The sequence below is a fragment of the Sphingobacterium rhinopitheci genome (assembly GCF_022627575.1).
In the GTDB taxonomy this organism is placed as follows: Bacteria; Bacteroidota; Bacteroidia; order Sphingobacteriales; family Sphingobacteriaceae; genus Sphingobacterium; species Sphingobacterium rhinopitheci.
This window is the reverse complement of record NZ_JADEYQ010000003.1, coordinates 161,708-183,983: the sequence shown is the minus strand read 5'-3', so window position 1 is coordinate 183,983 and position 22,276 is coordinate 161,708. Positions and strand designations below refer to the sequence as shown.

Annotated in this window: 16 protein-coding genes and 1 pseudogene; 11 read left to right on the top strand and 6 right to left on the bottom strand. The window is 36.1% G+C overall.

Features of this window, described 5'->3' with window-relative positions; translation table 11 throughout:
- Positions 1-46: 46 nt before the first annotated feature.
- Complete coding sequence (locus tag IP023_RS05615; RefSeq protein ID WP_241789279.1) at positions 47-829, bottom strand: SAM hydrolase/SAM-dependent halogenase family protein; 783 nt, start codon at positions 827-829, stop codon at positions 47-49.
- 244 nt (positions 830-1,073) lie between these two features.
- Between IP023_RS05615 and IP023_RS05610 the strand changes: the two genes are divergently transcribed.
- The 11 genes from IP023_RS05610 to IP023_RS05560 all read left to right on the top strand — a co-directional run bounded on the left by IP023_RS05610 (position 1,074) and on the right by IP023_RS05560 (position 10,439).
- Positions 1,074-2,048, top strand: a complete 975-nt coding sequence (locus tag IP023_RS05610) for a PhoH family protein (protein WP_241789499.1) — start codon at positions 1,074-1,076, stop codon at positions 2,046-2,048.
- 34 nt (positions 2,049-2,082) lie between these two features.
- Positions 2,083-3,027 (top strand): phosphoribosylaminoimidazolesuccinocarboxamide synthase, encoded by a 945-nt coding sequence (locus IP023_RS05605; RefSeq protein ID WP_241789278.1) that lies wholly within the window; start codon positions 2,083-2,085, stop codon positions 3,025-3,027.
- A gap of 12 nt (positions 3,028-3,039) precedes the next feature.
- Positions 3,040-3,411: an STAS domain-containing protein gene (locus IP023_RS05600; RefSeq protein WP_241789277.1), complete on the top strand. Its 372-nt coding sequence runs from the start codon at positions 3,040-3,042 to the stop codon at positions 3,409-3,411.
- Positions 3,412-3,416: 5 nt separating this feature from the next.
- Positions 3,417-4,328, top strand: a complete 912-nt coding sequence (locus IP023_RS05595; RefSeq protein ID WP_241789276.1) for a ribonuclease Z — start codon at positions 3,417-3,419, stop codon at positions 4,326-4,328.
- A gap of 55 nt (positions 4,329-4,383) precedes the next feature.
- Positions 4,384-5,436 (top strand): histidinol-phosphate transaminase, encoded by a 1,053-nt coding sequence (gene hisC / locus IP023_RS05590; protein WP_241789275.1) that lies wholly within the window; start codon positions 4,384-4,386, stop codon positions 5,434-5,436.
- 3 nt (positions 5,437-5,439) lie between these two features.
- Positions 5,440-6,579 carry a bifunctional histidinol-phosphatase/imidazoleglycerol-phosphate dehydratase HisB gene (gene hisB, locus IP023_RS05585; protein WP_241789274.1) on the top strand — a complete coding sequence of 380 codons (1,140 nt, stop codon included), beginning with the start codon at positions 5,440-5,442 and terminating at the stop codon, positions 6,577-6,579.
- Between the two features lie 144 nt (positions 6,580-6,723).
- Complete coding sequence (gene hisH / locus IP023_RS05580; RefSeq protein WP_241789273.1) at positions 6,724-7,314, top strand: imidazole glycerol phosphate synthase subunit HisH; 591 nt, start codon at positions 6,724-6,726, stop codon at positions 7,312-7,314.
- A gap of 16 nt (positions 7,315-7,330) precedes the next feature.
- Positions 7,331-8,083 carry a 1-(5-phosphoribosyl)-5-[(5-phosphoribosylamino)methylideneamino]imidazole-4-carboxamide isomerase gene (locus IP023_RS05575; protein ID WP_241789272.1) on the top strand — a complete coding sequence of 251 codons (753 nt, stop codon included), beginning with the start codon at positions 7,331-7,333 and terminating at the stop codon, positions 8,081-8,083.
- Positions 8,083-8,835 carry an imidazole glycerol phosphate synthase subunit HisF gene (gene hisF, locus IP023_RS05570; RefSeq protein ID WP_241789271.1) on the top strand — a complete coding sequence of 251 codons (753 nt, stop codon included), beginning with the start codon at positions 8,083-8,085 and terminating at the stop codon, positions 8,833-8,835. Before IP023_RS05575 ends, hisF begins: the two co-directional genes overlap by 1 nt.
- A 55-nt stretch (positions 8,836-8,890) precedes the next feature.
- Positions 8,891-9,475, top strand: coding sequence for a bifunctional phosphoribosyl-AMP cyclohydrolase/phosphoribosyl-ATP diphosphatase HisIE (hisIE, locus tag IP023_RS05565; protein WP_241789270.1), 585 nt, complete (start codon positions 8,891-8,893; stop codon positions 9,473-9,475).
- A gap of 67 nt (positions 9,476-9,542) precedes the next feature.
- Positions 9,543-10,439, top strand: a complete 897-nt coding sequence (locus IP023_RS05560) for a WD40 repeat domain-containing protein (RefSeq protein WP_241789269.1) — start codon at positions 9,543-9,545, stop codon at positions 10,437-10,439.
- 3 nt (positions 10,440-10,442) lie between these two features.
- On the opposite strand, the gene IP023_RS05555 is transcribed toward IP023_RS05560, so the two are convergent.
- The 5 genes and pseudogenes from IP023_RS05555 to dacB all read right to left on the bottom strand — a co-directional run bounded on the left by IP023_RS05555 (position 10,443) and on the right by dacB (position 22,135).
- Entirely contained in the window at positions 10,443-10,913 is a 471-nt protein-coding gene (locus tag IP023_RS05555; RefSeq protein ID WP_241789268.1) for a GAF domain-containing protein, read from the bottom strand.
- Positions 10,914-10,963: 50 nt separating this feature from the next.
- Positions 10,964-17,518 (bottom strand): annotated as a pseudogene (gene sov / locus IP023_RS05550) (T9SS outer membrane translocon Sov/SprA); the annotation flags it as partial.
- 266 nt (positions 17,519-17,784) lie between these two features.
- Complete coding sequence (gene ruvA / locus IP023_RS05545; protein WP_241789267.1) at positions 17,785-18,369, bottom strand: Holliday junction branch migration protein RuvA; 585 nt, start codon at positions 18,367-18,369, stop codon at positions 17,785-17,787.
- 5 nt (positions 18,370-18,374) lie between these two features.
- Positions 18,375-20,651, bottom strand: coding sequence for an NADP-dependent malic enzyme (locus IP023_RS05540; RefSeq protein WP_241789266.1), 2,277 nt, complete (start codon positions 20,649-20,651; stop codon positions 18,375-18,377).
- A 71-nt stretch (positions 20,652-20,722) separates the two neighbouring features.
- Positions 20,723-22,135 carry a D-alanyl-D-alanine carboxypeptidase/D-alanyl-D-alanine endopeptidase gene (dacB, locus tag IP023_RS05535; RefSeq protein WP_241789265.1) on the bottom strand — a complete coding sequence of 471 codons (1,413 nt, stop codon included), beginning with the start codon at positions 22,133-22,135 and terminating at the stop codon, positions 20,723-20,725.
- Positions 22,136-22,276 lie beyond the last annotated feature (141 nt).

Here is a 22,276-nt window from a genome sequence, read left to right as displayed (position 1 = left end):
TAGTTGTTTGATAATGTTGGTGGTAGTGGGTGGCGTGTTTTTGGATTTAGTCTTTAAATTCTATCATTATCATCTCATCTTGATAAAGACCCAAGAGTTGACTTGCATTTCCTTTGTTGATGGCAATTTCGAGATAATTGCTTATGCCAAATAAACATAGTTTTTCACCTTCAGAAACTTCATTGTAGTGCCAGCTCATTTTCTCTATCGTTTCATTACGTTTGAAATTAAGAATGAAATTTCTGCCATTTTGGACTTTATTGAACAAATCCTTACTAATATTACTGATCACATTACCAAAGGAGTCAATATAGGTGACATGTCCTTTGATATGGTTACTCTCTATAATCGGTGATAGTGTTACTTTCTGTAATGGCGCATCGATCTTGGTGCCTAGTTCTAGGATATTTGTACCACTAGCAATTCGACATGCTGCTTTGACTAAAACGTCCGCAACAGGGAAATGTAAAAATCTAAGATCTTGCATCAGCTCAATCTCTATTAGTTCTTCCGCTTTTTGTTCGCCTAATATTATGCTGAATATACCATTGTCAGCGCCCACAAAGTAATGATCGTTGAATTTCATCGCTACATATCTAGAGTTTTCTTCAAAGACTGTGTCGATACCGATTAAGTGGACAGTGCCTTTCGGGAAATAATGATAGGCATTCTGTAGTATGAATGCTGCATTTTGAATGTTGAAGGAAGGGATTTCATGAGAAATGTCTACTAAGCGTACGTCGGGCAGTAATGATATTATACTTCCTTTCAATGCGGCTTGATAGAAATCACGATGACCTAGATCCGTTGTTAATGTTATTATTCCCATACATTTAAACTCATTGTTTTTATGATGAGCTATCCTTCGTTCTTAAATATGTTTTTGCGAGCACAAAGTTAGTAAAACTGTTAGTTTTAAACTGTTTTTTCGATTAAAATAATGAATATTTTTTAGTTTCGTTAAGAAGATGAGTTTTGTCCTTAGTTTTTGAAGATAAGTTGTTTTGCACACTAACATTTCAAAAAAACTTATATATCTTTATCCTTAGATATTTACCATAAAGATGAATACGTTGAGTGAATTAATTATTAATTTAGATACTGTCAATTTAGTTATCTTGTGGGCTGCTGAAAATGAGAATTTTGAATTTATAAAAAATAGGTTTCCAAAATTACGCCTCATAGCTCGGGGAACCGAATTGAAAGTTTTAGGTGAAGAAGTCGAACAAAAAGAATTTGAGAAAGTTTTTATGACGATACTTGACCATGTAAATAAATATAATAAGTTAGAAATTTTAGAACTCGAAGAGTTGCTGGGAATTTCTGCTCCGTCTACGCCTATACTGAAAAGTGAGGGCCAGCCTAAGCAAGTGATGAAAGGTGAGCCTATTGTATATGGCCCTAATGGACTAATTGTGCGGGCACGTACACCGAATCAACTGAAGATGGTGAATAGTATTGTCAAAAATGATATTCTATTCGCTATTGGACCCGCAGGGACAGGAAAAACATATACCGCCGTAGCATTAGCCGTAAGAGCTTTGCGTAATAAAGAAATAAAACGCATCATACTAACACGTCCCGCTGTTGAAGCAGGTGAAAATTTGGGGTTTCTTCCCGGAGACTTGAAAGAAAAGATAGATCCTTATTTAAGACCGCTTTATGATGCATTGGATGATATGATTCCTGCAGAAAAACTTAAAGGTTATTTAGAAAATAGAACAATAGAGGTAGCACCGCTTGCATTCATGCGTGGCCGAACACTAGATAATTGTTTTGTGATATTAGATGAAGCTCAAAATGCTACAGATATGCAGTTGAAGATGTTTTTGACGCGAATGGGACCTACCGCAAAATTTATCGTTACAGGTGATTTAACGCAGGTCGATTTGCCTAAAAAGTCGCAATCTGGTTTAGCAACATCTATTAAAATTTTGGATAATATAGAAGGTATTGATATCGTCTACCTGAACGGAGGTGATGTCGTGCGACATAAGCTTGTAAAAAGGATACTTGAAGCTTATGGTGATTTGAATAATAACAACTAAAAATATATGATACCGTAGTGTATCTTTACTAACGATGAGTGCGATAAAAGAAACAAACTTCAATTTTGACAAGCAAACAGCTTTTTATAAAGGTAAAGTAAGAGATGTTTATACGATAGCTAATGAATATTTGGTGATGGTGGCATCCGATCGTATCTCTGCTTTTGATGTGGTTTTACCTGAGCCTATCCCTTTCAAAGGTCAGGTGTTGAACCAAATAGCGGAGAAATTTTTAAAAGCTACAGCTGATATTCTACCTAATTGGGTGATTACGGTGCCAGATCCATCGGTTACGATTGGTCATATGTGTGAACCTTTCAAAGTAGAGATGGTTATTCGTGGTTACTTGGCAGGACACGCTTGGCGTACATACCGCGATGGTGGTAGGGAATTGTGTGGGATTACTTTGGCTGAAGGACTTAAGGAAAATGATAAATTACCTATACCTATCATTACACCAACTACAAAAGCAGCAGTAGGACATGATGAAGATATCTCTAAAGCTGAGATAATAGCTCAAGGGATTGTCAGTAAAGAAGATTATGAGCAGTTGGAGAAATATACACACGCATTATTTCAACGTGGTACAGAGATCGCCAAGGAGAGAGGCTTAATATTAGTGGATACAAAATATGAATTTGGTAAGAAAGATGGCCAAATTTATTTGATGGATGAAATACATACACCAGATTCTTCTCGTTATTTTTATGCAGAAGGATATGAGGAGCGCCAAGCTACTGGTGAAGCACAGAAACAATTATCCAAAGAATTTGTTCGTCAGTGGTTGATTGAAAATGGTTTCCAAGGTAAAGATGGTCAACAAGTACCTGAAATGACGCCAGAGATTATTAAATCAATTTCTGAACGCTACATCGAGCTTTATGAGCATATTACGGGAGAGAAATTTGAATATCCTGAAGCTGGAGAAGTATTATCTCGCGTCAAAACAAACGTAGAGAAGGCATTGGCTGCATTATAAAAATATACAATTATGCGATACACAATAGAAAAACATGAGCGCTATGTGGTGATTGAACCCTTAGTTTCTTTTTTAGACGGAGTGGCGGCAGCGAAACTCAAAAATGAGTTTATGTTACGTAGTGCCAGCGGTCAACGTAATATTGTGTTGGACCTTGATAAGGTTGAAGATATGACGGAGGAAGGTATGCGTATGGGATTGCTCGCGCATCGTCTATGTCAATCTGAGGAAGGGCTATTTATTATTATTGGCTTAAAGCCTCAAGTTGAACATCTATTGAAAGTCGCAAAATTGGATAAATATTTCACAATCGTAAAACGATTGAAAGATGCAGAGGATTTGATTTTTAGTAATGAAATCCAACACGATTTGATAGGTAAATAAGGGGTATGAAATTTGAAATTTTAATTCTGGGCAATAGTTCGGCTACACCGATGTATGATCGCCACCCTACTGCGCAAGTGTTGAATTTTAATGAACAGTTATTCTTAATTGATTGCGGGGAAGGTACACAGATGCAATTGCATAAATATGGTGTCAAAAGTAATAAGATTAACCATATATTCATAAGTCATCTCCATGGGGACCATTATCTCGGATTGGTAGGCTTGGTGTCGTCGATGAATTTACATGGCCGTAGATCTGATTTGCATCTTTATGGTCCTAAGCCATTGAAGGAGATTCTGGATTTACAGTTGCTGCATTCTGATACTCGCCTACAGTTTAATCTTATATTTCACCCTACTAATAATGAAGAAACAGAGGTTATTTTTAGTAATAAAACAATAAAAATAACCTCATTTCCACTTAAACATCGCGTTCCGACCACAGGATTCCGTTTTGATGAAGGAAAACGTGCTAATGTTTTAATAATTGATAAAGTAAAAAGCCTCGAAGTACCCCTTGTATTTTACAATGTATTGAAAGCGGGTATGGACTGTACTGATATAGATGGTACCGTTTATAGAGCAGAGGAGCTTACCTTGCCGGGGCCGCCGTCCCGGAGTTATGCTTTTTGTTCGGATACTAGAGCATTTGAGTCTTATGTCACCGCTATTCATGGCGTTGATTTGCTGTATCACGAAAGTACTTTTTTGCATGAGTTTGTGGATAGGGCGATTGAAACCTGTCATTCGACCTGTCTTGAAGCGGCACAGGTGGCTAATCAAGTCGGCGCCAAAAAATTATTGTTAGGTCATTATTCAGCTAGATACAAGGACTTGTCTCCATTGCTTTTAGAAGCAAAATCAGAGTTTGTCAACTCAGAATTATCTTTTGAAGGGAATTGGTATAAAATTTAGTGTTTTTATTAATTTTTGTTGATATTTACGGCTTAATTTTAACAGACTAATAATTATGTCTTTCAGTTTAGAGAACCTATTAAGGGACAATATTAAAAAGTTAGTTCCTTATTCCTCAGCAAGAGATGAGTTTAAAGGAGAGGCGTCCGTGCTTTTGGATGCGAATGAAAATGCTTTTGGATCACCATTAGAGCATCATTACAACCGTTACCCTGATCCTTTACAACATGTGTTGAAAGACAAATTAGCAAAAATTAAGGGCATTCCTGCAGCGAATATTTTCTTAGGAAATGGTAGTGATGAAGCTATTGATATTCTATTTAGAGCATTTTGTAAGCCTGGTGTTGACAATGTGATATTGGTGCCACCGACATACGGGATGTACGAAGTATCGGCCAATATCAATGATGTAGAGACACGTAAAGTACAGCTTACAGCGGATTATCAATTGGATTTGGACGGTATTGCCGGAGCAATTGATATGCACACCAAAATGATATTTGTATGTTCCCCTAATAATCCTACTGGTAATAGCATCAATCGCCAAGATATAGAAACATTATTAGTTAATTTTGAAGGTTTAGTTGTTGTGGATGAGGCATACGTTAATTACTCCAAGCAAAAATCTTTCTCCAAAGAATTAGCTGATTTCCCTAATTTGGTAATTTTGCAGACTTTGTCTAAAGCCTGGGGATTAGCCGCATTGCGTTTAGGGATGGCATTTGCCAGTACAGAGATTATAGCGGTCTTCAATAAAATAAAACCACCATATAATATCAATCAAGCGACTCAAGATTTAGTGCTTAAAGCATTGGATAATTTGGAAGTGGTGAATGAATGGATCAAGGAGACGGTACTAGAAAGAGAACGCTTAGTGGAGGAATTAATCCAAATAGAGCAAGTAGTTTCTATTACTCCTTCGGATGCTAATTTTATATTAGCAAAGTTGGAAGAGCCACGTGAGCTTTATAATTTCTTGGTAAACCAAGGGATTATTGTTCGTGATCGTTCTAAAGTTGAATTATGTGAAGGATGTCTACGTATTACGGTAGGTACTCCCGCAGAGAATGTAAAAGTATTAGCAGCTATTAAGCAATTTTATAATTAAGAGATGGCAGAATTGAAAAAAAGAGTATTATTTATCGATCGCGATGGTACTTTAATCATAGAACCAGAAGATCAGCAGATAGATTCTTTTGCAAAATTAAAATTTTATCCTGGAGCTTTGCAATACTTACCACGTATTGCTAAAGAGTTGGATTTTGAGTTGATATTAGTATCTAATCAAGATGGATTAGGAACAGATTCTCATCCTGAAGCTAATTTTTGGCCTGTACACCATTTTATTATTGATATATTAAAGGGCGAAGGGGTTGAATTTGCTAAAGAGCATATCGACCGTACCTTTCCACATGAAAATGCACCTACACGCAAGCCAGGTATTGGTATGTTGGGGGAATATTTTGATGAAACGAAATATAATCTAGCAGAATCATTTGTGATTGGTGACCGTGTCAACGATGTTAAATTAGCACAGAATCTTGGCGCTAAAGCAATATGGTTGCGCAACAATGATGAATTGGGACAAGCCGAAGGAGTAGAGATCTCTCCAGAATCTATTGCTTTGGAGACAGCAGATTGGAAAGCTATCTATGAATTTCTAAAATTAGGTGCACGTACAGGCGAGCATATCCGTAAAACAAATGAAACAGATATCTTTATTCAATTGAACTTAGATGGTTCAGGGAAAGCTGATATAGATACAGGATTGCCATTCTTTGACCATATGTTAGATCAGATAGCACGTCATGGTGCTTTGGACCTGACCGTAAAGGCAAAAGGGGACTTGCATATTGATGAGCACCATACTATCGAAGATACAGGTATTGCATTGGGGGAGATTTTTCTTAAAGTATTAGGGGACAAACGTGGTATTGAACGTTATTCGTATACTTTACCGATGGACGATTGTTTGGCACAAGTAGCATTAGATTTTGGTGGCCGCAATTGGATTGTTTGGGACGCAGAGTTTAAGAGAGAGAAAATTGGTGATATGCCAACAGAGATGTTTTTCCATTTCTTTAAATCATTCTCTGATGCTTCAAAATCTAATCTTAATATCAAAGCTGAAGGGGATAATGAGCATCATAAAATAGAAGCTATTTTCAAGGCTTTCGCCAAATCAATCAAGAAAGCAGTACGTCGCGATGCAGACAATATGCAATTGCCAAGTACTAAGGGAGTGTTATAGAATATAGATTGGAGGCGTTGGATAAGGAATTATGGATTTTTTAATCTTGATTTACAATCACAATACTCCATTCTCATATAGCGTATGAATTAGCGAATTTGCATTTGTAAACTTCGCTATTTATATTACTCAATGTAAGTAAATATGATAGGAATAGTAAATTACGGAGCAGGGAATATCTTTTCATTAACAGCAGCATTAGATAGAATAAATGTTTCCTATGGCATGATAAATTCAAAGGAGGATTTTGATTTGTATGAACGTATCATTATTCCGGGGGTAGGTCACGCTGGGGCCGCCATGCAAAAGCTTCAAGATACAGGATTGGTAGATACGATTCTAGCCTTGAAGAAGCCTGTTTTGGGGATCTGTGTAGGGATGCAGCTGATGACTTCTTTTTCTGAAGAAGGAAATGCTAATCTGTTAAATATTTTCCCTTTGAAAACGTTACACTTCGATAACCGTATCGGTCATAAAGTGCCACATATGGGCTGGAATAGTATTAAGATAGAAAATAATTGCCCATTATTCCATGGAATAATGGATAATACGTATTTTTACTTTGTACATTCTTATTTTATTGAGCGTGACGAAAAAAGCGTAGGTGCTAGTTGTGAATACGGGCTTCCATTTGCGGCAGCTATTCAAAAGGATAATTTCTTTGGGGTACAGTTTCACCCAGAGAAGTCAGGCGCTTTTGGAGAGCAATTATTATTAAATTTTTCTAGATTTTAATTAAAATAAAAATATTATGTATATCATCCCTGCGATTGATGTTTTAGACAAAAAAGTAGTACGTTTAAGAGAAGGTAACTATAATGATGTCACTACATATGACATCGCTTTAGAAGATCAAATCAACAACTATTATGCTAATGGTACCGAAATGGTACATATTATTGATTTGAATGGTGCTAAAGGTGACTTTTCTAACCAAGAGTATCTTTTTGAAATTATCCGCAAAACGGATATGAAAGTACAATATGGTGGAGGTGTTCGTAGCATTGAAAAAGTTAAAGAACTAGTGGATGCTGGCATTTACCGTGTTATCGTAGGTACACAAGCGATTACTAATCCTTCTTTCTTAGAGGAGTTGGCACAATTGAATGTGGGCCCTGTAAAATATGCAGATCATATTGTTATTGCTATCGATGTATTGGACGAGGTGATCAAATATTCAGGCTGGTTAGAGAGCTCACCGATTAAATTGATTGAATATATAGACAAATGTTTAGCATTAGGCTTCTTTCGTTTCCTATGTACAGATATCTCTAAAGATGGTAAGTTAGGTGGTGCTGGTGTAGAATTGTACAAGAAATTATTAGATCATTCACCTATTATCAAATTAATAGGTTCAGGAGGTATTTCATCAATGCAAGATATTGAAGATTTACAAAGCTTAGGATCTATCGAGTCTTGTGTTGTCGGTAAAGCGATATACGAAAACAAGATTACTATTGAAGAGATTAAAGATTGGAATTTAAAATCATTAATTAAGTTTTAATGCTAGCAAAGCGTATTATTCCTTGTTTGGATGTCAAAGATGGACGTACTGTAAAGGGCGTTAATTTTGTTGACCTTAGAGATGCGGGTGATCCTGTAGAGCTAGCGTGGCAGTATTCTGAACAAGGGGCAGACGAATTAGTATTTTTGGATATCACCGCTACACATGAAGGTCGTAAAACAACAATCGATTTAGTAAAAGCTGTAGCACGACAAGTTAATATACCATTTACAATAGGTGGCGGTATTAATGAAATGCGTGATGCCGAGATACTACTCAATAGTGGGGCTGATAAAATATCAATTAACTCTGCTGCGGTACGTAATCCTCAATTGATAGATGATCTAGCGAAAGCTTTTGGGACTCAATTTGTAGTGATAGCAGTAGATACTCGTTTTGTAGAGGGCAAAAATTATGTACACTTGCGTGGTGGACGTGATAAAACAACTATTGAAACGGAAAATTGGATTAAAGAGGCTGAAAGTCGTGGCGCAGGAGAGATCTTGCTAACCTCTATGGACCATGATGGCACTAAAAATGGTTTTGATAATGGCTTATTGAAGAAAATCAATGACCATATCAATATCCCGCTAATTGCTTCTGGTGGTGCCGGTAGTCAACAACATTTTGTGGATACTTTTCTGGACGCGAATGTTGATGCTGCTTTAGCTGCTTCGGTATTTCACTATGGTGAAATATTAATTCCGGAATTGAAAAGTACATTAAGAAGTAATGGTATTATCGTTAGATAATACTTCATTTGAATACGTTAGCTGTCAGTAGCTGATGAATTAATAAAATAAAGATATGGTAGATTTTGAAAAAGGTAATGGATTGGTACCTGTTATCGTCCAAGATTTTCAAACACTAGAGGTGTTGATGTTGGGCTATATGAATGACGAAGCTTGGCAAAAGACGCAAACAGAGAAAAAAGTTACTTTTTATTCAAGAAGTAAAGATAGACTTTGGACGAAAGGGGAAGAAAGTGGTAATTTTCTTCAAGTGAAGAGCTATTATATCGACTGTGATCAAGATACTATTTTGATCAAAGCGGAGCCTGTAGGTCCGACTTGTCATACTGGAACAAGAAGCTGCTTCAATACCGAATTTGGGGCTAATTTTTTGTTAGAATTGGAACGTATTGTAAAGCATAGATATGATTTTCCTAATGAAGAATCTTATGTCAATAGATTGCGTACAAAAGGGATAAATAAAATTGCTCAAAAAGTAGGCGAAGAAGCTGTAGAAACTGTTATTGCCGCGTTGACAGAAACAGAAACGGACTTTATTAATGAATCTTCGGATTTGTTATTTCATTTGATTGTATTACTTCGTGAAAAAGGTATTTCTTTAGAGACAATTGCCAAAAATCTTGAAAGTAGACATCAATAAGTATTATTTACTATAGAAAATACGAAAGTGCTGTATCTTTGTGCAGCACTTTTTTTATGATATGAATATGGAAGTTAATTTACGTAGTACATTAGTAGGACATCAAAATCCTATTTACACGGTAGCGATAGATGCAGCAAAAAAAGTATTGTATTCTGCAGGCAATGATAAGGGGATTGTAGAGTGGGACTTAGCAACAGGTGTATTTAAGCGCGTATTGTGTACCGTAGCTTCTTCGGTTTATTGTTTGCTTTCTATTCCACAGTCTGAATACCTATTTGCAGGATTGCGTAATGGTGAGCTGTTGGTGATTGAAGGTAATGAAAATGTGGCTTTAAAAGCACGCTTGAAGGTGGAGAAAGGAGCAATATTTGCGCTACAATATTTGGCCAATAAGAATGAATTGTTAGCCATCGGCGAACAAGGGAAAGCCTATGTTTGGGATGTAGCGACTTTCGATTTGTTGTATCAATTTGAAATTTCCAAAACTACAGTGCGTAGTATTTCTTTAAGTCCTGATGGAAAGACAATTGCTTTTGGTGACAAAGATGGGATTGTCTATCTATACGATAGTCATGATTTTCATCTTATAGCACATAAAAAAATACATGAAGGAGGTGTTTCGAGTTTGGCTTTTGTAGGAGGCTATTTGTTGTCTGGAGGTCGTGATGCTAAGCTTAATAAATTGGATATGTCGACCTTACTTATTGTTGATACTATAGTGCCACATATGTTTACCGTATACGGAATACAGCCATTAGGCAATAGTTTATTGTCGACTATTAGTCGTGATAAAACAATTAAGATTTGGAATACAGAACTGAAATTACTGAAGAATATATCGCGTGACAAAGGTATAGAATCACATTTCCTTTCCATCAACACGCAATGTTTTGATCCAGCGTTAAATGTTATTGCTACTGCTGGTGATGATAAGGTTATTAAAATATGGCAATTATCCTAAGTATTAGGATAATTGCGCTAAAATCTCTTGTAGGTACTTTTTGTCTATTTCGTCAAATGTATTCAACGAACTGCTGTCCACATCCAATACGGCATATACTTCGTTGTCCCTAAATAATGGGATTACGATTTCAGATTTTGATAAGGAGCTACAGGCGATATGGCCTGGAAACTCGTCCACATTAGGGACTATTAGTGTTTCTTTTTGTGCCCATGCGGAACCGCAGACACCACGATTGTAGGCGATACGTGTACACGCAACCGGCCCTTGGAAGGGACCTAATACTAATTGTTCATTTTTCACTAAATAAAAGCCTACCCAAAAGAAGTTGAACTGTTCTTTTAGTGCTGCCGCTATATTTGCCAGATTAGCTATTAAATCATCTTCACCTGTCAATAAAGCTTTGATCTGTGGGACCAAACTTTTGTATTGTTCTTCTTTTGACCCTTTGTTTATGCTTAAATCTTCTGCCATTCTCTTTTTCTTTATTGCTACAAATGTAGGAAGAATACATTAAATTAATCTTATGGAAACTGTAAACGGAGATTTATACCTAAATAGGTATATGCGGTAATAAAATTTTGCGATGTGTACGGTTGAACCCTGTTTGAATTGTAAAAGATACGAATACTATAATACCTATTTGTACTGTATTCTATCGATGGATTTATACTAATACTTTTATTGCCCGCGGCAATTTCTGCTAGGGTAAACTCTTCCCGAAAAATCGACGTTTTTCGTTGGTTAAGTGCAAAGTCTGCCTTCATATTGATATTATTCTTTCTTCCTTTGTTGGGCCATCTGGTTAGTGGTAGCCTAATATTAGTTTTTCTATAGCCTATCCCCATTATTAGGGATTTCTCTTCTTGTACAGCTAATAGGCTATTCTGTAGGCTAATATTGAAATCCCTAGATTTGCGGTATTCACTATTTAGAGACCATGCATTTTTCAGTCTTATATTTATGCCGATCAAGGGGACGAATCGATCTACAATGGCTATGGATGGGTATGCCATTATCGCCGAAAAATTGTCTTGGTAATCTCTAGAATATATGTTTCCATTTTCTTCTTTTAATAACGGATTTGCTTGGTAGGCACTGATGATATATTGGGATTGATAAGCATGGGATATGTTTATCATCTGCATTCTATTTTCTAGAGATAATAAGTCAATTAATCCAGTATAGTTTAATCGCCAATTGGGGAGTGGGAGCGTTGGTTTTCTGTTGATTCTAGTTTTTTGTTTTCGTTGGAATATATCCAAGAATGAGTTAACAATTACATCTTGCTGATTGGCGCTATAACCATCCGCATATACGTCTGGTTTTAATCCAACAGAATTTATATTTTTCGATCCCAATTCTTGAGATATCTCTATTTTGTAATTTTTGAATTCTTGATATAGTTGGTTACTGTTTCGAAAGGATGACCGTAGTGCTATTTGTGATATGGTGTAATTGCCATTTATATTCGCCTTGCCTTGTTGAAATAGTTCTTTTTTTACATCATAAAATTGATCTATTGCTATATTGAAATTATGTACCCTCGAAAAAGTTACATCTATTTTCAAATTCTTTATTGGTTCAATATGAACAATACCGGACCAGTTTTTGGAATACGTCGTCATCGTGGGCTGATTGAATAGTGTATCTGTACTTATCCAATTGTTGATTATCGCTTTTTCTATACTATTGCCTTGCCTTCCAACTAGAAAACCTATTCCTGGCGCCTTAGCCTTGAAGTCAAAACCTAGGATATTTGTCTGTGGCAAATATCCGGGTATATATACGCCTTGAGTTTGTGTGTAGGCAGCATTAATATGACGTATAGAGGTTAATAATTGGATTACGATAGGTACTATTCCTTGCGTATCGTTAGGATTATTTGTTCGTATAAAATTTAATTTGTTGTAAAATGAATAGAGGTTTAATGTTGGGTTTATTTGAATTGTTCGATTATTTTGGATGCTATTACCCAGATTTATATTTCCATTTTGAAAGCCATTAAATGGGTCACTAAGCCAATTGAATTGTGCAGCATAGCGCGAATAGATATTGATCCAATCCAAGTAAGGGATTTTATAGATAGGTAGATTGTAAGTGATATTAAGCATATGGTTGTAATCGATAGTACGTCCAAGTTTCCAAAAATTGTTCCATAGCGTATCTACTTGTATGCCATCAATCCTATCCTTGAGATCGTCGACGATAGCATAATTGGTAGCATTGAAATCTAGGCGTAGCGAAGGTGTAATATCCCAGCTGATACCATAGATCCTATTTATATTGAAATTCTTATTATAATAGGTAGGTAGTATATTGTTATTTGAATTATTACGGAAAGTATTCTCACTATATATACGATTTATGTCCATTCTAAAGTTTAGTATTGTTGGCAGCAATTGAAAACCCTGGTCTTTGAAGATCGCTAATTTGTCATTCGTTATACCTTTGAATGGTTTGTAGTAGTTTGCAGTACTTTTTGTATACTTATAATCTAATATTGCTCTATAGCTTTTATGGATATTAGCTTTTATTGTATAGCTGCGTAGCTGCATTTCACTATAGGCATAGCTAAGGGTTATATTTTCGATGTCCCATGGTTTTATCCGTCTTTTCGTATCGGTGCGTAATTTGCGTACATTGTTAAATATAAAGCTTCTTCGAGTGGTATATTCTTGGATTATTCGGCGTATAGAATCTTGTTTCTTATTATTTAAAGCTACTAGTGATTGGTTCAATTTGATGTCTTGATTAAATGGGTTATATTCAGGGGTATTAATTAGTTTTGAAAAGCTGAAGTAAAAAGGTATTCTAATTCCATATTGGGGATTGAAGAATTTGCCGAGTTCAGCATTCGTTGAAATATCATAGTATAATTCATTCGTATTATTACGGTCAGTAATTCGTTTGCTTAGTGTACCAAAGCCGATGGTTGATTTTCGCCCTGTGATTGCAATATTAGCAAAATTAGCCAATTTTAAGTCCATTCGTACCGTAGCTGACCAGCCTCCTTTGGTGTCATAATCCGTCAGCCGCAGTTCATTAAACCAAAATACACCAGTTACAGGGTTTCTATTGCTCTTATTTGAAATCGCATCCTTCAACGGGTTTTTGATGCCTATCATAAAGCATTTAATCTGTGTAAGGTCAGGAGTACCCAATACCGTAATTTTATGACCTGCTATTAAATATTCAAATGGCCTATCAATAGGCCATGGTAATCCATTGAAATTGGTGTTTTGACGCGCTAATTTTGCTTCTCGAAAATAGTTAAGTTGTATTTTCAAGTTGTTTTGCTCGGGCCATATTGCTTCGGGGGAGGTACTACCAGGGATGGTGATAGCTAGTGGCTGCTCATATTCATAATAATGGTATTTATCATCTGTTCCAACTCTTAGGAACACATTGACATCATCATCTGCTAGCATAGGGCCTTCTGCATGTACATACATCTCTATTCTTCCATAACCTCTAAAGTCATAATTTGCACTTTTAAATACTGCTCTGCCATAGCCCTCTTTTAGCTGTTTTATTTCTAGGGATAATGCTTGTTCATTTTGTTGTATGGCTAGGTTATTATTGGTGTAATCTATCTGTCTGCTGATGCCAGGGGGGATTACATATGGTATTGGTATGCGTTGGCTGTTTTCTTCTATGTTAATGTTTGATATTTCAATGGTAGAATTATCTGTAGCGGCGGTTCCTAATCTGGGATCGCTAATAGTCAATTCAGCATTGTTTAGTGCATTGTATCTACGCCACTGACCTTTCACAAATTGCATTTTCGCTAACCGTAGTACAGTTGTATCCGCATAATTGGTCAGGAAAATCCTTACAAATCGTATATTTTTGAAATTTTCAATATTGCCTATTTTACTTTGGTAAGAGCTGAGCGGGATGCGTATTTTATACCATTTTACAGCTATATTTCTATTCATTATCTGTACTGTAGAGCTTTGTTCTTCTACGATGTAGTTTCTTCCTACCCGCATATCTTGTTTACGTGTGGATAATTTGTACTGATAATAGGCGTCAGTCTCATTCATGGTATTATCTCTATTTAAATCTTCTCCATCGGGGAGCAGTGTTTTCGCAGAATTGGCAACCCCAAAATCACGAACTGATTGCATTGCTGTACGTGAATTTCCTTGTGTTCCATTAAAGTACTTGTAGCGGTCTAGGATACTGATGCTAGGGGAAAAGTGATTGCCTCTGAAATATAAGAAATCATCTGTTGAAGGGTCATTATGTAATGTTGCATACGCCTCAGGTGAGATTTTACGTTGCAATTGCGTCAAAAATGAAGCATAAAATAATCTTTCTTGATCATTGTTCAATCCATCTAGCCCTATATCTTGATAAGCTCTGCTTTGTTCATTATTTTCAAATGTCTGTACTATTGGGGTGTTTTTTGCTATTTTTCCCCATACTGTTTCTACTAGTATATTTTCATCGCCTATCGGCGAAATACCATTTTCAATTGATTTGAGACCATCTTTTAGAATATCTTCGGAGATATTACCGAGATTGATATACATATCGCCCCCCGCTTTGTTGCTATTTGTCAATGATGGGTCCATTAACCACATCTCTAAGTAATCTATATTTTGTGCTTCGAAGTCTGTTTGTTCAATTTTTTTGAATATTCCGCCCCATTTTTGTGTTGGATTATCGAAGTTTCCATTAGACATTATACCTGTAGTACTAAAATTATAAGGTCCTCGTAGCATAGGATAGAAAGCTATATCTAAGGTCGATAGAAAAGCATCTGTGCCTCTTGCTACTTCCTTGAGTGGGAATACTTCTTTTTCCGTAATGCGCCTAGATCTGTTGTCTATTAAATATTGTGAATCTACATTTGGATTTGAACGTGATCCTTGATAAAATACGGGATCTATACTATATATCGCTAATAATGAGCGGTTGTAACCGTATGCTAGGTCATTGATAAGGGATGATTCACTAAAATGTTGTGGTGTAGCAGCAATCTGCCACCCTGCGGCTGATTTTATATCTAAATAACTAAAACTACCTTCAAAGTCGTCGATATAGCTTGCTTGTGCGCTGTTTCCTTTGCTGTTGACTCGCGTTATTGATTTGGCAAATTCACCATACATATGAATATAGGATGGATCTACAGTATGTAAAAAAGGGATTTTATTTACTATTTTGGTAAGTGAAGCAGATTGTTTCGTATAGGATATATCGAATCCATACAACGTATTTGTTATTGATTCGCTGCCGATGGTTGTTTTAGCTGTTAGCGGACGTTCGCTGAGGCTCATGAGTGTAGCACCTATAGCTAAATTTTTAGTTACGGCGACATCCAAGCGTGCTCCCAATAGTGTTTTTCGCTGGGCACTAAAAATAGCTTCATTTTCTATGGTCACGAGCAAGGGTTGTCCCGTAATTAGTAGTAAAGGATTGATAATTGTTAATATGCCAATCGTATAATCGATGATGTAATCGGTATTTTCTAGCAATAGAATTCCGGCAGTGGAGATGCGTACCGTGCCAGGCTGTAGATTGAAAGTACCGAGGTAAAATTCATTTGCTGTTCCTGTTTTGTATTTGCCGCGAATTTGAAATCTATTTTTGTTCGTGTATTTTTGGATAACATCGCTTTTTGTTAATTGATATAATTCGTAAAAGCTATATTTTTCTATTAATTGATCTTCTGCCTCTGTGAAGTTCGCTGTTAAATCTTTGCCAAATGGTGCTATTTGTGGAAATATTAACCTTCCTTTTTGGTCGTCAATAGTGATGCCTGGTAGCCAATCAAATATCCCATCTGCAGTATAAGCATTATTTTGTGTTAGACGATCCAAGTGTACTATTTCTAGCCATGTTTTATTCTTGCTATTGTGTCCTTCGTATAGTATTGGAGATTCTAGTCCCGTCGTAGGATCTGAATAGTATATCTGTAAATCAAAATTATACTTCTCTATATTCGAAGACTGCAAACGATAGATATTTTTCATCATTAAATCCCAAGTTGGGAGTTTTGTATCTATTATTTCATTTTGTAATAGTTTCGTATACAGTAAAGAAGGGGTATTTGCTAGTACAGGGTTATCTATGCTTAGTTCACCTACTTGATATATTTTACCTTTGTAGGTATATCGGTAGGATACGGCTAACACTTGATTTTGGCGCAAAGGGCTGTTAAGGGAGAGGTATCCTAATTTTCTATGTATAGTATAATCTTGGTTTTCTATTAATTGTTTGGCCTGTGTTAATCTCGCGTAATTATCTTTACCGCCACTTGAAGCAAAGAAATCAACAAGGCTGTTGGTAGATTTTGGGGTATTACTTACAAGTTGTAATAAATTGTTTGACAATTCAGTATTATTTTGGCCTTTTATTCCAGACGAAGGGAGCTTTGAATTTAATTTAGTAATTAGATGCTGATTATATGGTGATATCTCTCCTAGATCGATAAGGGCTATTATATCTCTAGCATGTGTAAATGTATTGTTAGTAACCCAAACTTCGATATGTGTGATCTGGATGCCGCTATTGATGATGGGCGCTGTTTGTAGCGATTGGTTATAATTTTCTCTAAAATATTGTGCTAAAAAATAATGTTGACGATCTTCATAATCAGCAATAGATATTTCTATTTTTCCTTCTTGGCTACCGTTATTTAAGACGATTTCTCTATTATTAGTTTTTTGTTGCGCGTAAATACTTGTAAAATTGAAATTGCGATATCCAATTCGTGCTTTTATGCCAAATAGTGATTCTGATCCATGGATTAAAGAGGTGCTGAGCGGCATATTTACAGTGCCAATTTCTATATTTTTAATGATGTCATCCTCTTTACCGATATAATCAAAGCGTATTTGGTTTTCAAAATCAAATTGTGATTTGGTATTAAAATTAGTCCTAAAATGTGCTCTTTCACCGATTTTTGCCGTTATGTGGAGGTTTATATTTTCATTGAAATCTATCGCCCATTGTTTACGTGCTTTTTCATTCAGAAAAGGATTTTCATATCGGTTGGTTAGGCTGCCTATATTAATATCAACGATTCCTTTTGGTATTAAATAGACTGTGTTGCCACCAAATAGTTTTGAAAAATTAGGGTTTTAAATAGTTATAGGTTTTATCCAATTAGTAGGATATTCGCTGTTTGTTGTCTTTATGGTGTCTAAAGGCAAGCAAAAGGGTACAATTGCAGCATTGCATAATGCATGGATGCTCAATAGTAGAATAATGGGGATTATTCTTTTCAACACATATTTGCCATAATGTTAGTGACACAAATATGCGTAAAAATTAAGTATAAAGTGAATTTAATTTACTTTATACTTAATTTAAGTTTCTATTAATTAATATGTTACAGTTTTTTTAGTGCCTGCTTGATTAAATCCTCAACAGATAATCCTTCATTTGCTTGGACTAATGTGGTTAAGACCTTTTCAACTTGTGCTTTGCCAAATCCTAACATCACTAATGCGGAAAGTGCCTCGTCAGGAACGGATTGCTTAGCAAGAGGTAGTGGTATCAAGGCATTATCACCTTGTTTTTTCAATTTATCCTGAAGCTCTAAAATAACACGTTGTGCTGTCTTTGGGCCTATCCCTTTGATTTTTTGAATCATCGCTACTTGTCCATTGACAATAGCAGATTGTATCTCTTCGGGTGTAGCAGAAGATAACATCATTCTTCCTGTATTAGGACCAATGCCAGAAACAGAAATTAAATGATTGAAAAGATGACGCTCTCCTTCAGTAGCAAATCCATAAAGCGTATGTGCATCTTCTCTTACTTGAAAAGAGATAAATAGCTTACAGTTTTCTTGGTCTTTAATCAGCGAATATGTTGTTAAAGAAATATGTAGATAGTAGCCAATGCCACCTACCTCAAGAATAACATGGGTAGGGGCTTTGAATACTAATTTTCCATTAAAATAATCGTACATTAATATTACTTTGATGGCTCACGCTCTTGGGCATCTACAACAGCAATTGTTACCATATTAACAATCTCTCTTACCGAACTACCTAATTGAAGCACGTGAACCGGTTTGTTCATGCCTAATAAAATTGGTCCTACGGCTTCCGCATTTCCTACTTCTTGTAGTAGTTTGTAAGCTATATTTCCAGACTCTAAGTTAGGAAAGATTAATGTATTTGCCGCTTTATTATTCAATGTACTGAATGGGAAGTTAGATTCTAATAAATCTTTGTTCAAAGCGAAGTTGGCTTGTAGTTCGCCATCTACCACTAAATCAGGGTTATTTTTGTGTAGTAGACGTACCGCTTCTCTTACTTTTGAAGATACAGGTCCGTCATTTGCACCAAAATTTGAGTACGATAATAGGGCAATTCTAGGGCTTATATTAAATCGACGAACGGCTTTTTCTATTAATACGGTGATATCTGCCAATTCTTCTGGAGAAGGATTTTCATTTACCGTAGTATCCCCAAAGAATAAAGGTCCTTTTTGTGTTAACATCATATACATACCCGCTATACGGCTTCCTTCTTTGGCACCGATTACTTGTAATGCAGGCTTGATCGTAGAAGCATAGTTTCTCGTTAATCCGGAGATTAAGGTATCAGCATCACCAAATTCAACCATACTCGCTGCAAAGTAATTGCGGTTTTGCATCAGTTGGGTAGCATCAAACTTAGACAAACCACGACGTTGTCTTTTTTTGTATAAGTGCTCTACATACTTCTCAAAACGTTCTGTTTTTGTTTCTTCTCTAGGATCGATGATTGTTACATCTTCTAGATCAAAAGCATACTCCTCAATAAGGCTTTTGATTTTAGTACCGTTACCTAATAATATTGGATGTGCAATACCTTCTTCTTTCACGATCTGTGCGGCACGTAACGTTTTGTAATTATCGGCTTCTGCGAATACTACACGTTTAGGGTTATTTTTAGCACGCGCTGTGGTCTGACGCATGATACCGTCATCTTTGCCCAGGCGTTTACGTAACTCTTCTCTATATGCATCCCAGTTGTCTATTGTTTTGCGCGCTACACCAGATGCTATTGCGGCCTTTGCTACTGCAATAGATACTTCAGTAATCAAACGTGGATCTGTAGGTTTAGGAATAACGTAATCCTTGCCAAACCTTATGTTATTGGTATTGTATGCTATGTTTACTTCTTCGGGTACAGGTTCTTTAGCTAATTCAGCGATAGCTTTTACGGCTGCAATTTTCATTTCCTCATTGATCGCTGTCGCTCTAACATCTAATGCACCTCTGAAAATATACGGGAATCCTAACACATTGTTTACTTGGTTTGGATAGTCCGAACGTCCTGTTCCCATGATGATATCATTGCGTGTAGCAATAGCTAGATCGTAAGCGATCTCTGGGTTAGGATTGGCCATGGCCAAGACAATAGGATTTGGAGCCATAGTTTTCAGTACTTCAGCTGATAATATATCTGCAGCCGATAGACCGATAAATACATCGGCATCTTTTACAGCATCTGCTAAAGTATGAATATCACGTGTAGTCGCCCATTCAGCCTTACTATGATCTAATGTTTCTCGATCGATACGAATAACCCCCTTGCTATCTAGCATGACGATATTTTCTTTTTTTGCACCTACGGCTACATACATAGCTGTACATGATATTGCTGCTGCTCCAGCACCGTTTACAACGATCTTTACATCAGCAATATTTTTTCCTTGTAATTCACAGGCATTGATTAATGCTGCGCCCGAAATAATTGCTGTACCGTGTTGGTCATCGTGCATTACAGGGATTTTCATCTCTTCTTTTAGACGACGTTCAATTTCGAAACATTCTGGAGCTTTAATATCTTCTAAATTGATCCCGCCAAAGGTAGGCTCTAAAGCTTTAACGATATTTACAAATTGGTCTACATCTTTCGTATCTAATTCTAAGTCGAATACATCAATATCAGCAAATATTTTGAAAAGTAAACCTTTTCCTTCCATTACAGGTTTGCCGGCTTGAGCGCCAATATCTCCTAGGCCTAATACAGCAGTACCATTACTGATTACTGCTACTAAATTACCCTTTGTTGTATATTTATAAGCGTCTTCAGGATTTTCTGCTATTGCTAAACAAGGCTCAGCTACACCCGGTGAATAGGCTAAAGCTAAGTCTCTTTGAGAACTATATGGCTTCGTAGGCACAACGGCAATTTTTCCAGGTCTACCCATTGAATGGTAATCAAGGGCATCCTTTTTTCTGTTTAGTTTGCTCATGTTTATTTAAAAAAGTCAAAAATTTAATCCACAAAGCTAATATTCTAATTTTATTTAGAAGAAAGTAATTTTTATTTTAAATTATCGAGTAATTGAAACATGCTTTGTCTCATGTTTGATGACGACATTTTATAATTATATACTAATATAGTAAAGGTATATTTTTTGCCATCTTTCGCTTGGTGATATCCAGTATATCCTAAAGTGCCTCCGATAGTGCCACTTTTCATGGTCATCTGATTATAGGTAGGCAAGCTTTTTAAGAATGTGGGATACCAGTTTCTAGTAACTGCGTATTGCATGATTTTGTTCATTGCAGAAGAAGTGACATTATTCTGCGGTGATAATCCTGAACCATCAATAAGGTCTAATTCATTAGATGGTATCTGCAGTTTTTGTAGCCAATATTTTTGTATATAATTGGCACTTTCCGAAGTTGAAGTTTTTCCTCCGCTGATGTAACCGATGAGTTTTAATAGGGATTCACCATATAGATTTATACTTTTTTGATTAAACCAATATACAATTTCGCTCATTTTGGGAGAAATATGCACATCCAAGTCTGCTGTTTTTTTAGGGATAATTTCTCCCGCATCAATGATTCTTTGCCCTGTTGTAATTCCATCAGCAAAAAAAATTGAATCTTGAGCCAAATAATTTTGCAATTGAAAAGCTAAGTCATAAGCAGGGTCAGGAATAGATATCTCTATTGTTTTTTTTAGATCAAGACCATATGTACCTTTAATAATAATCTTCTCTGAATATGGTGCTGAGTAAGCATATACATTATCCCCTGTACCTTTATTGCCTGTTTTTACGTTGTTTATAATTTGTAGATACGAGAGGTCTGAAGTTGTATTGGCTATTGCAGCTTCTTTATGTATTGTGCCGACATTAAAATTAATACCAGATTTATTCTCCCTCCAGTTTAATCCAGAAATACCAGCGCCGTAGTAATTGCCCATATCTGTCCATATCCATCCTCCCGGAACATTATTGCCCTGAAAGAAGCTATCGTCAGCTATAATGCGGCCTGCTATACTATCAATACCTGCAGCACGAATTGCGTTTTTCCATTTGCTGAGAATTACATCTTCTTTGGTGTTAGCGTAACGATTACTTCCTAATGTCGGATCTCCAGAACCTTTGATGACAATATCGCCCTGCAAGGTACCCAAGCTATCTATTGCTCCAGTATAATACATTTGCGTTTTATAGGTGTAGTCAGGTCCAAACAAATCTAAAGCTGTAATTGCTGTAATCACTTTTAAGGTAGAAGCTGTAGGTAGTCCAATTTGGCTATTTTTTTCATAGATAGTTTTTCCAGTTTCAGTGTCTGCTACTACTAAAGTGGCTATTCCATTTTTTAGAGCTGGTTGCGCTAGAAAAGTGTTGAAGCTTTGCTCAATTTTATTCTTTATGGTTTGTGCATTTGTCGTTAATGCGATTATGGCTAATAAGGAAGTGGTTACTATTTTTTTCATGTTTATAAACTTGTAAGTATAACAAATATACTTTTTCATATTCTTTAAACGGGTTAAATAGTGTAAAAAATCAGTAGATACCCATTTGAATTAGGCATTAAAAATAATAAATGACTAACTTGCAGTACCGATTAATATATA

Coding starts and splice junctions, on each gene's coding strand:
- IP023_RS05615 (WP_241789279.1), bottom strand. CDS start 829: ATGGGAATAATAACATTAACAACGGATCTAGGTCATCGTGATTTCTAT.
- IP023_RS05605 (WP_241789278.1), top strand. CDS start 2,083: ATGAGTGCGATAAAAGAAACAAACTTCAATTTTGACAAGCAAACAGCT.
- IP023_RS05600 (WP_241789277.1), top strand. CDS start 3,040: ATGCGATACACAATAGAAAAACATGAGCGCTATGTGGTGATTGAACCC.
- IP023_RS05595 (WP_241789276.1), top strand. CDS start 3,417: ATGAAATTTGAAATTTTAATTCTGGGCAATAGTTCGGCTACACCGATG.
- hisC (WP_241789275.1), top strand. CDS start 4,384: ATGTCTTTCAGTTTAGAGAACCTATTAAGGGACAATATTAAAAAGTTA.
- hisB (WP_241789274.1), top strand. CDS start 5,440: ATGGCAGAATTGAAAAAAAGAGTATTATTTATCGATCGCGATGGTACT.
- hisH (WP_241789273.1), top strand. CDS start 6,724: ATGATAGGAATAGTAAATTACGGAGCAGGGAATATCTTTTCATTAACA.
- IP023_RS05575 (WP_241789272.1), top strand. CDS start 7,331: ATGTATATCATCCCTGCGATTGATGTTTTAGACAAAAAAGTAGTACGT.
- hisF (WP_241789271.1), top strand. CDS start 8,083: ATGCTAGCAAAGCGTATTATTCCTTGTTTGGATGTCAAAGATGGACGT.
- hisIE (WP_241789270.1), top strand. CDS start 8,891: ATGGTAGATTTTGAAAAAGGTAATGGATTGGTACCTGTTATCGTCCAA.
- IP023_RS05560 (WP_241789269.1), top strand. CDS start 9,543: ATGGAAGTTAATTTACGTAGTACATTAGTAGGACATCAAAATCCTATT.
- IP023_RS05555 (WP_241789268.1), bottom strand. CDS start 10,913: ATGGCAGAAGATTTAAGCATAAACAAAGGGTCAAAAGAAGAACAATAC.
- ruvA (WP_241789267.1), bottom strand. CDS start 18,369: ATGTACGATTATTTTAATGGAAAATTAGTATTCAAAGCCCCTACCCAT.
- IP023_RS05540 (WP_241789266.1), bottom strand. CDS start 20,651: ATGAGCAAACTAAACAGAAAAAAGGATGCCCTTGATTACCATTCAATG.
- dacB (WP_241789265.1), bottom strand. CDS start 22,135: ATGAAAAAAATAGTAACCACTTCCTTATTAGCCATAATCGCATTAACG.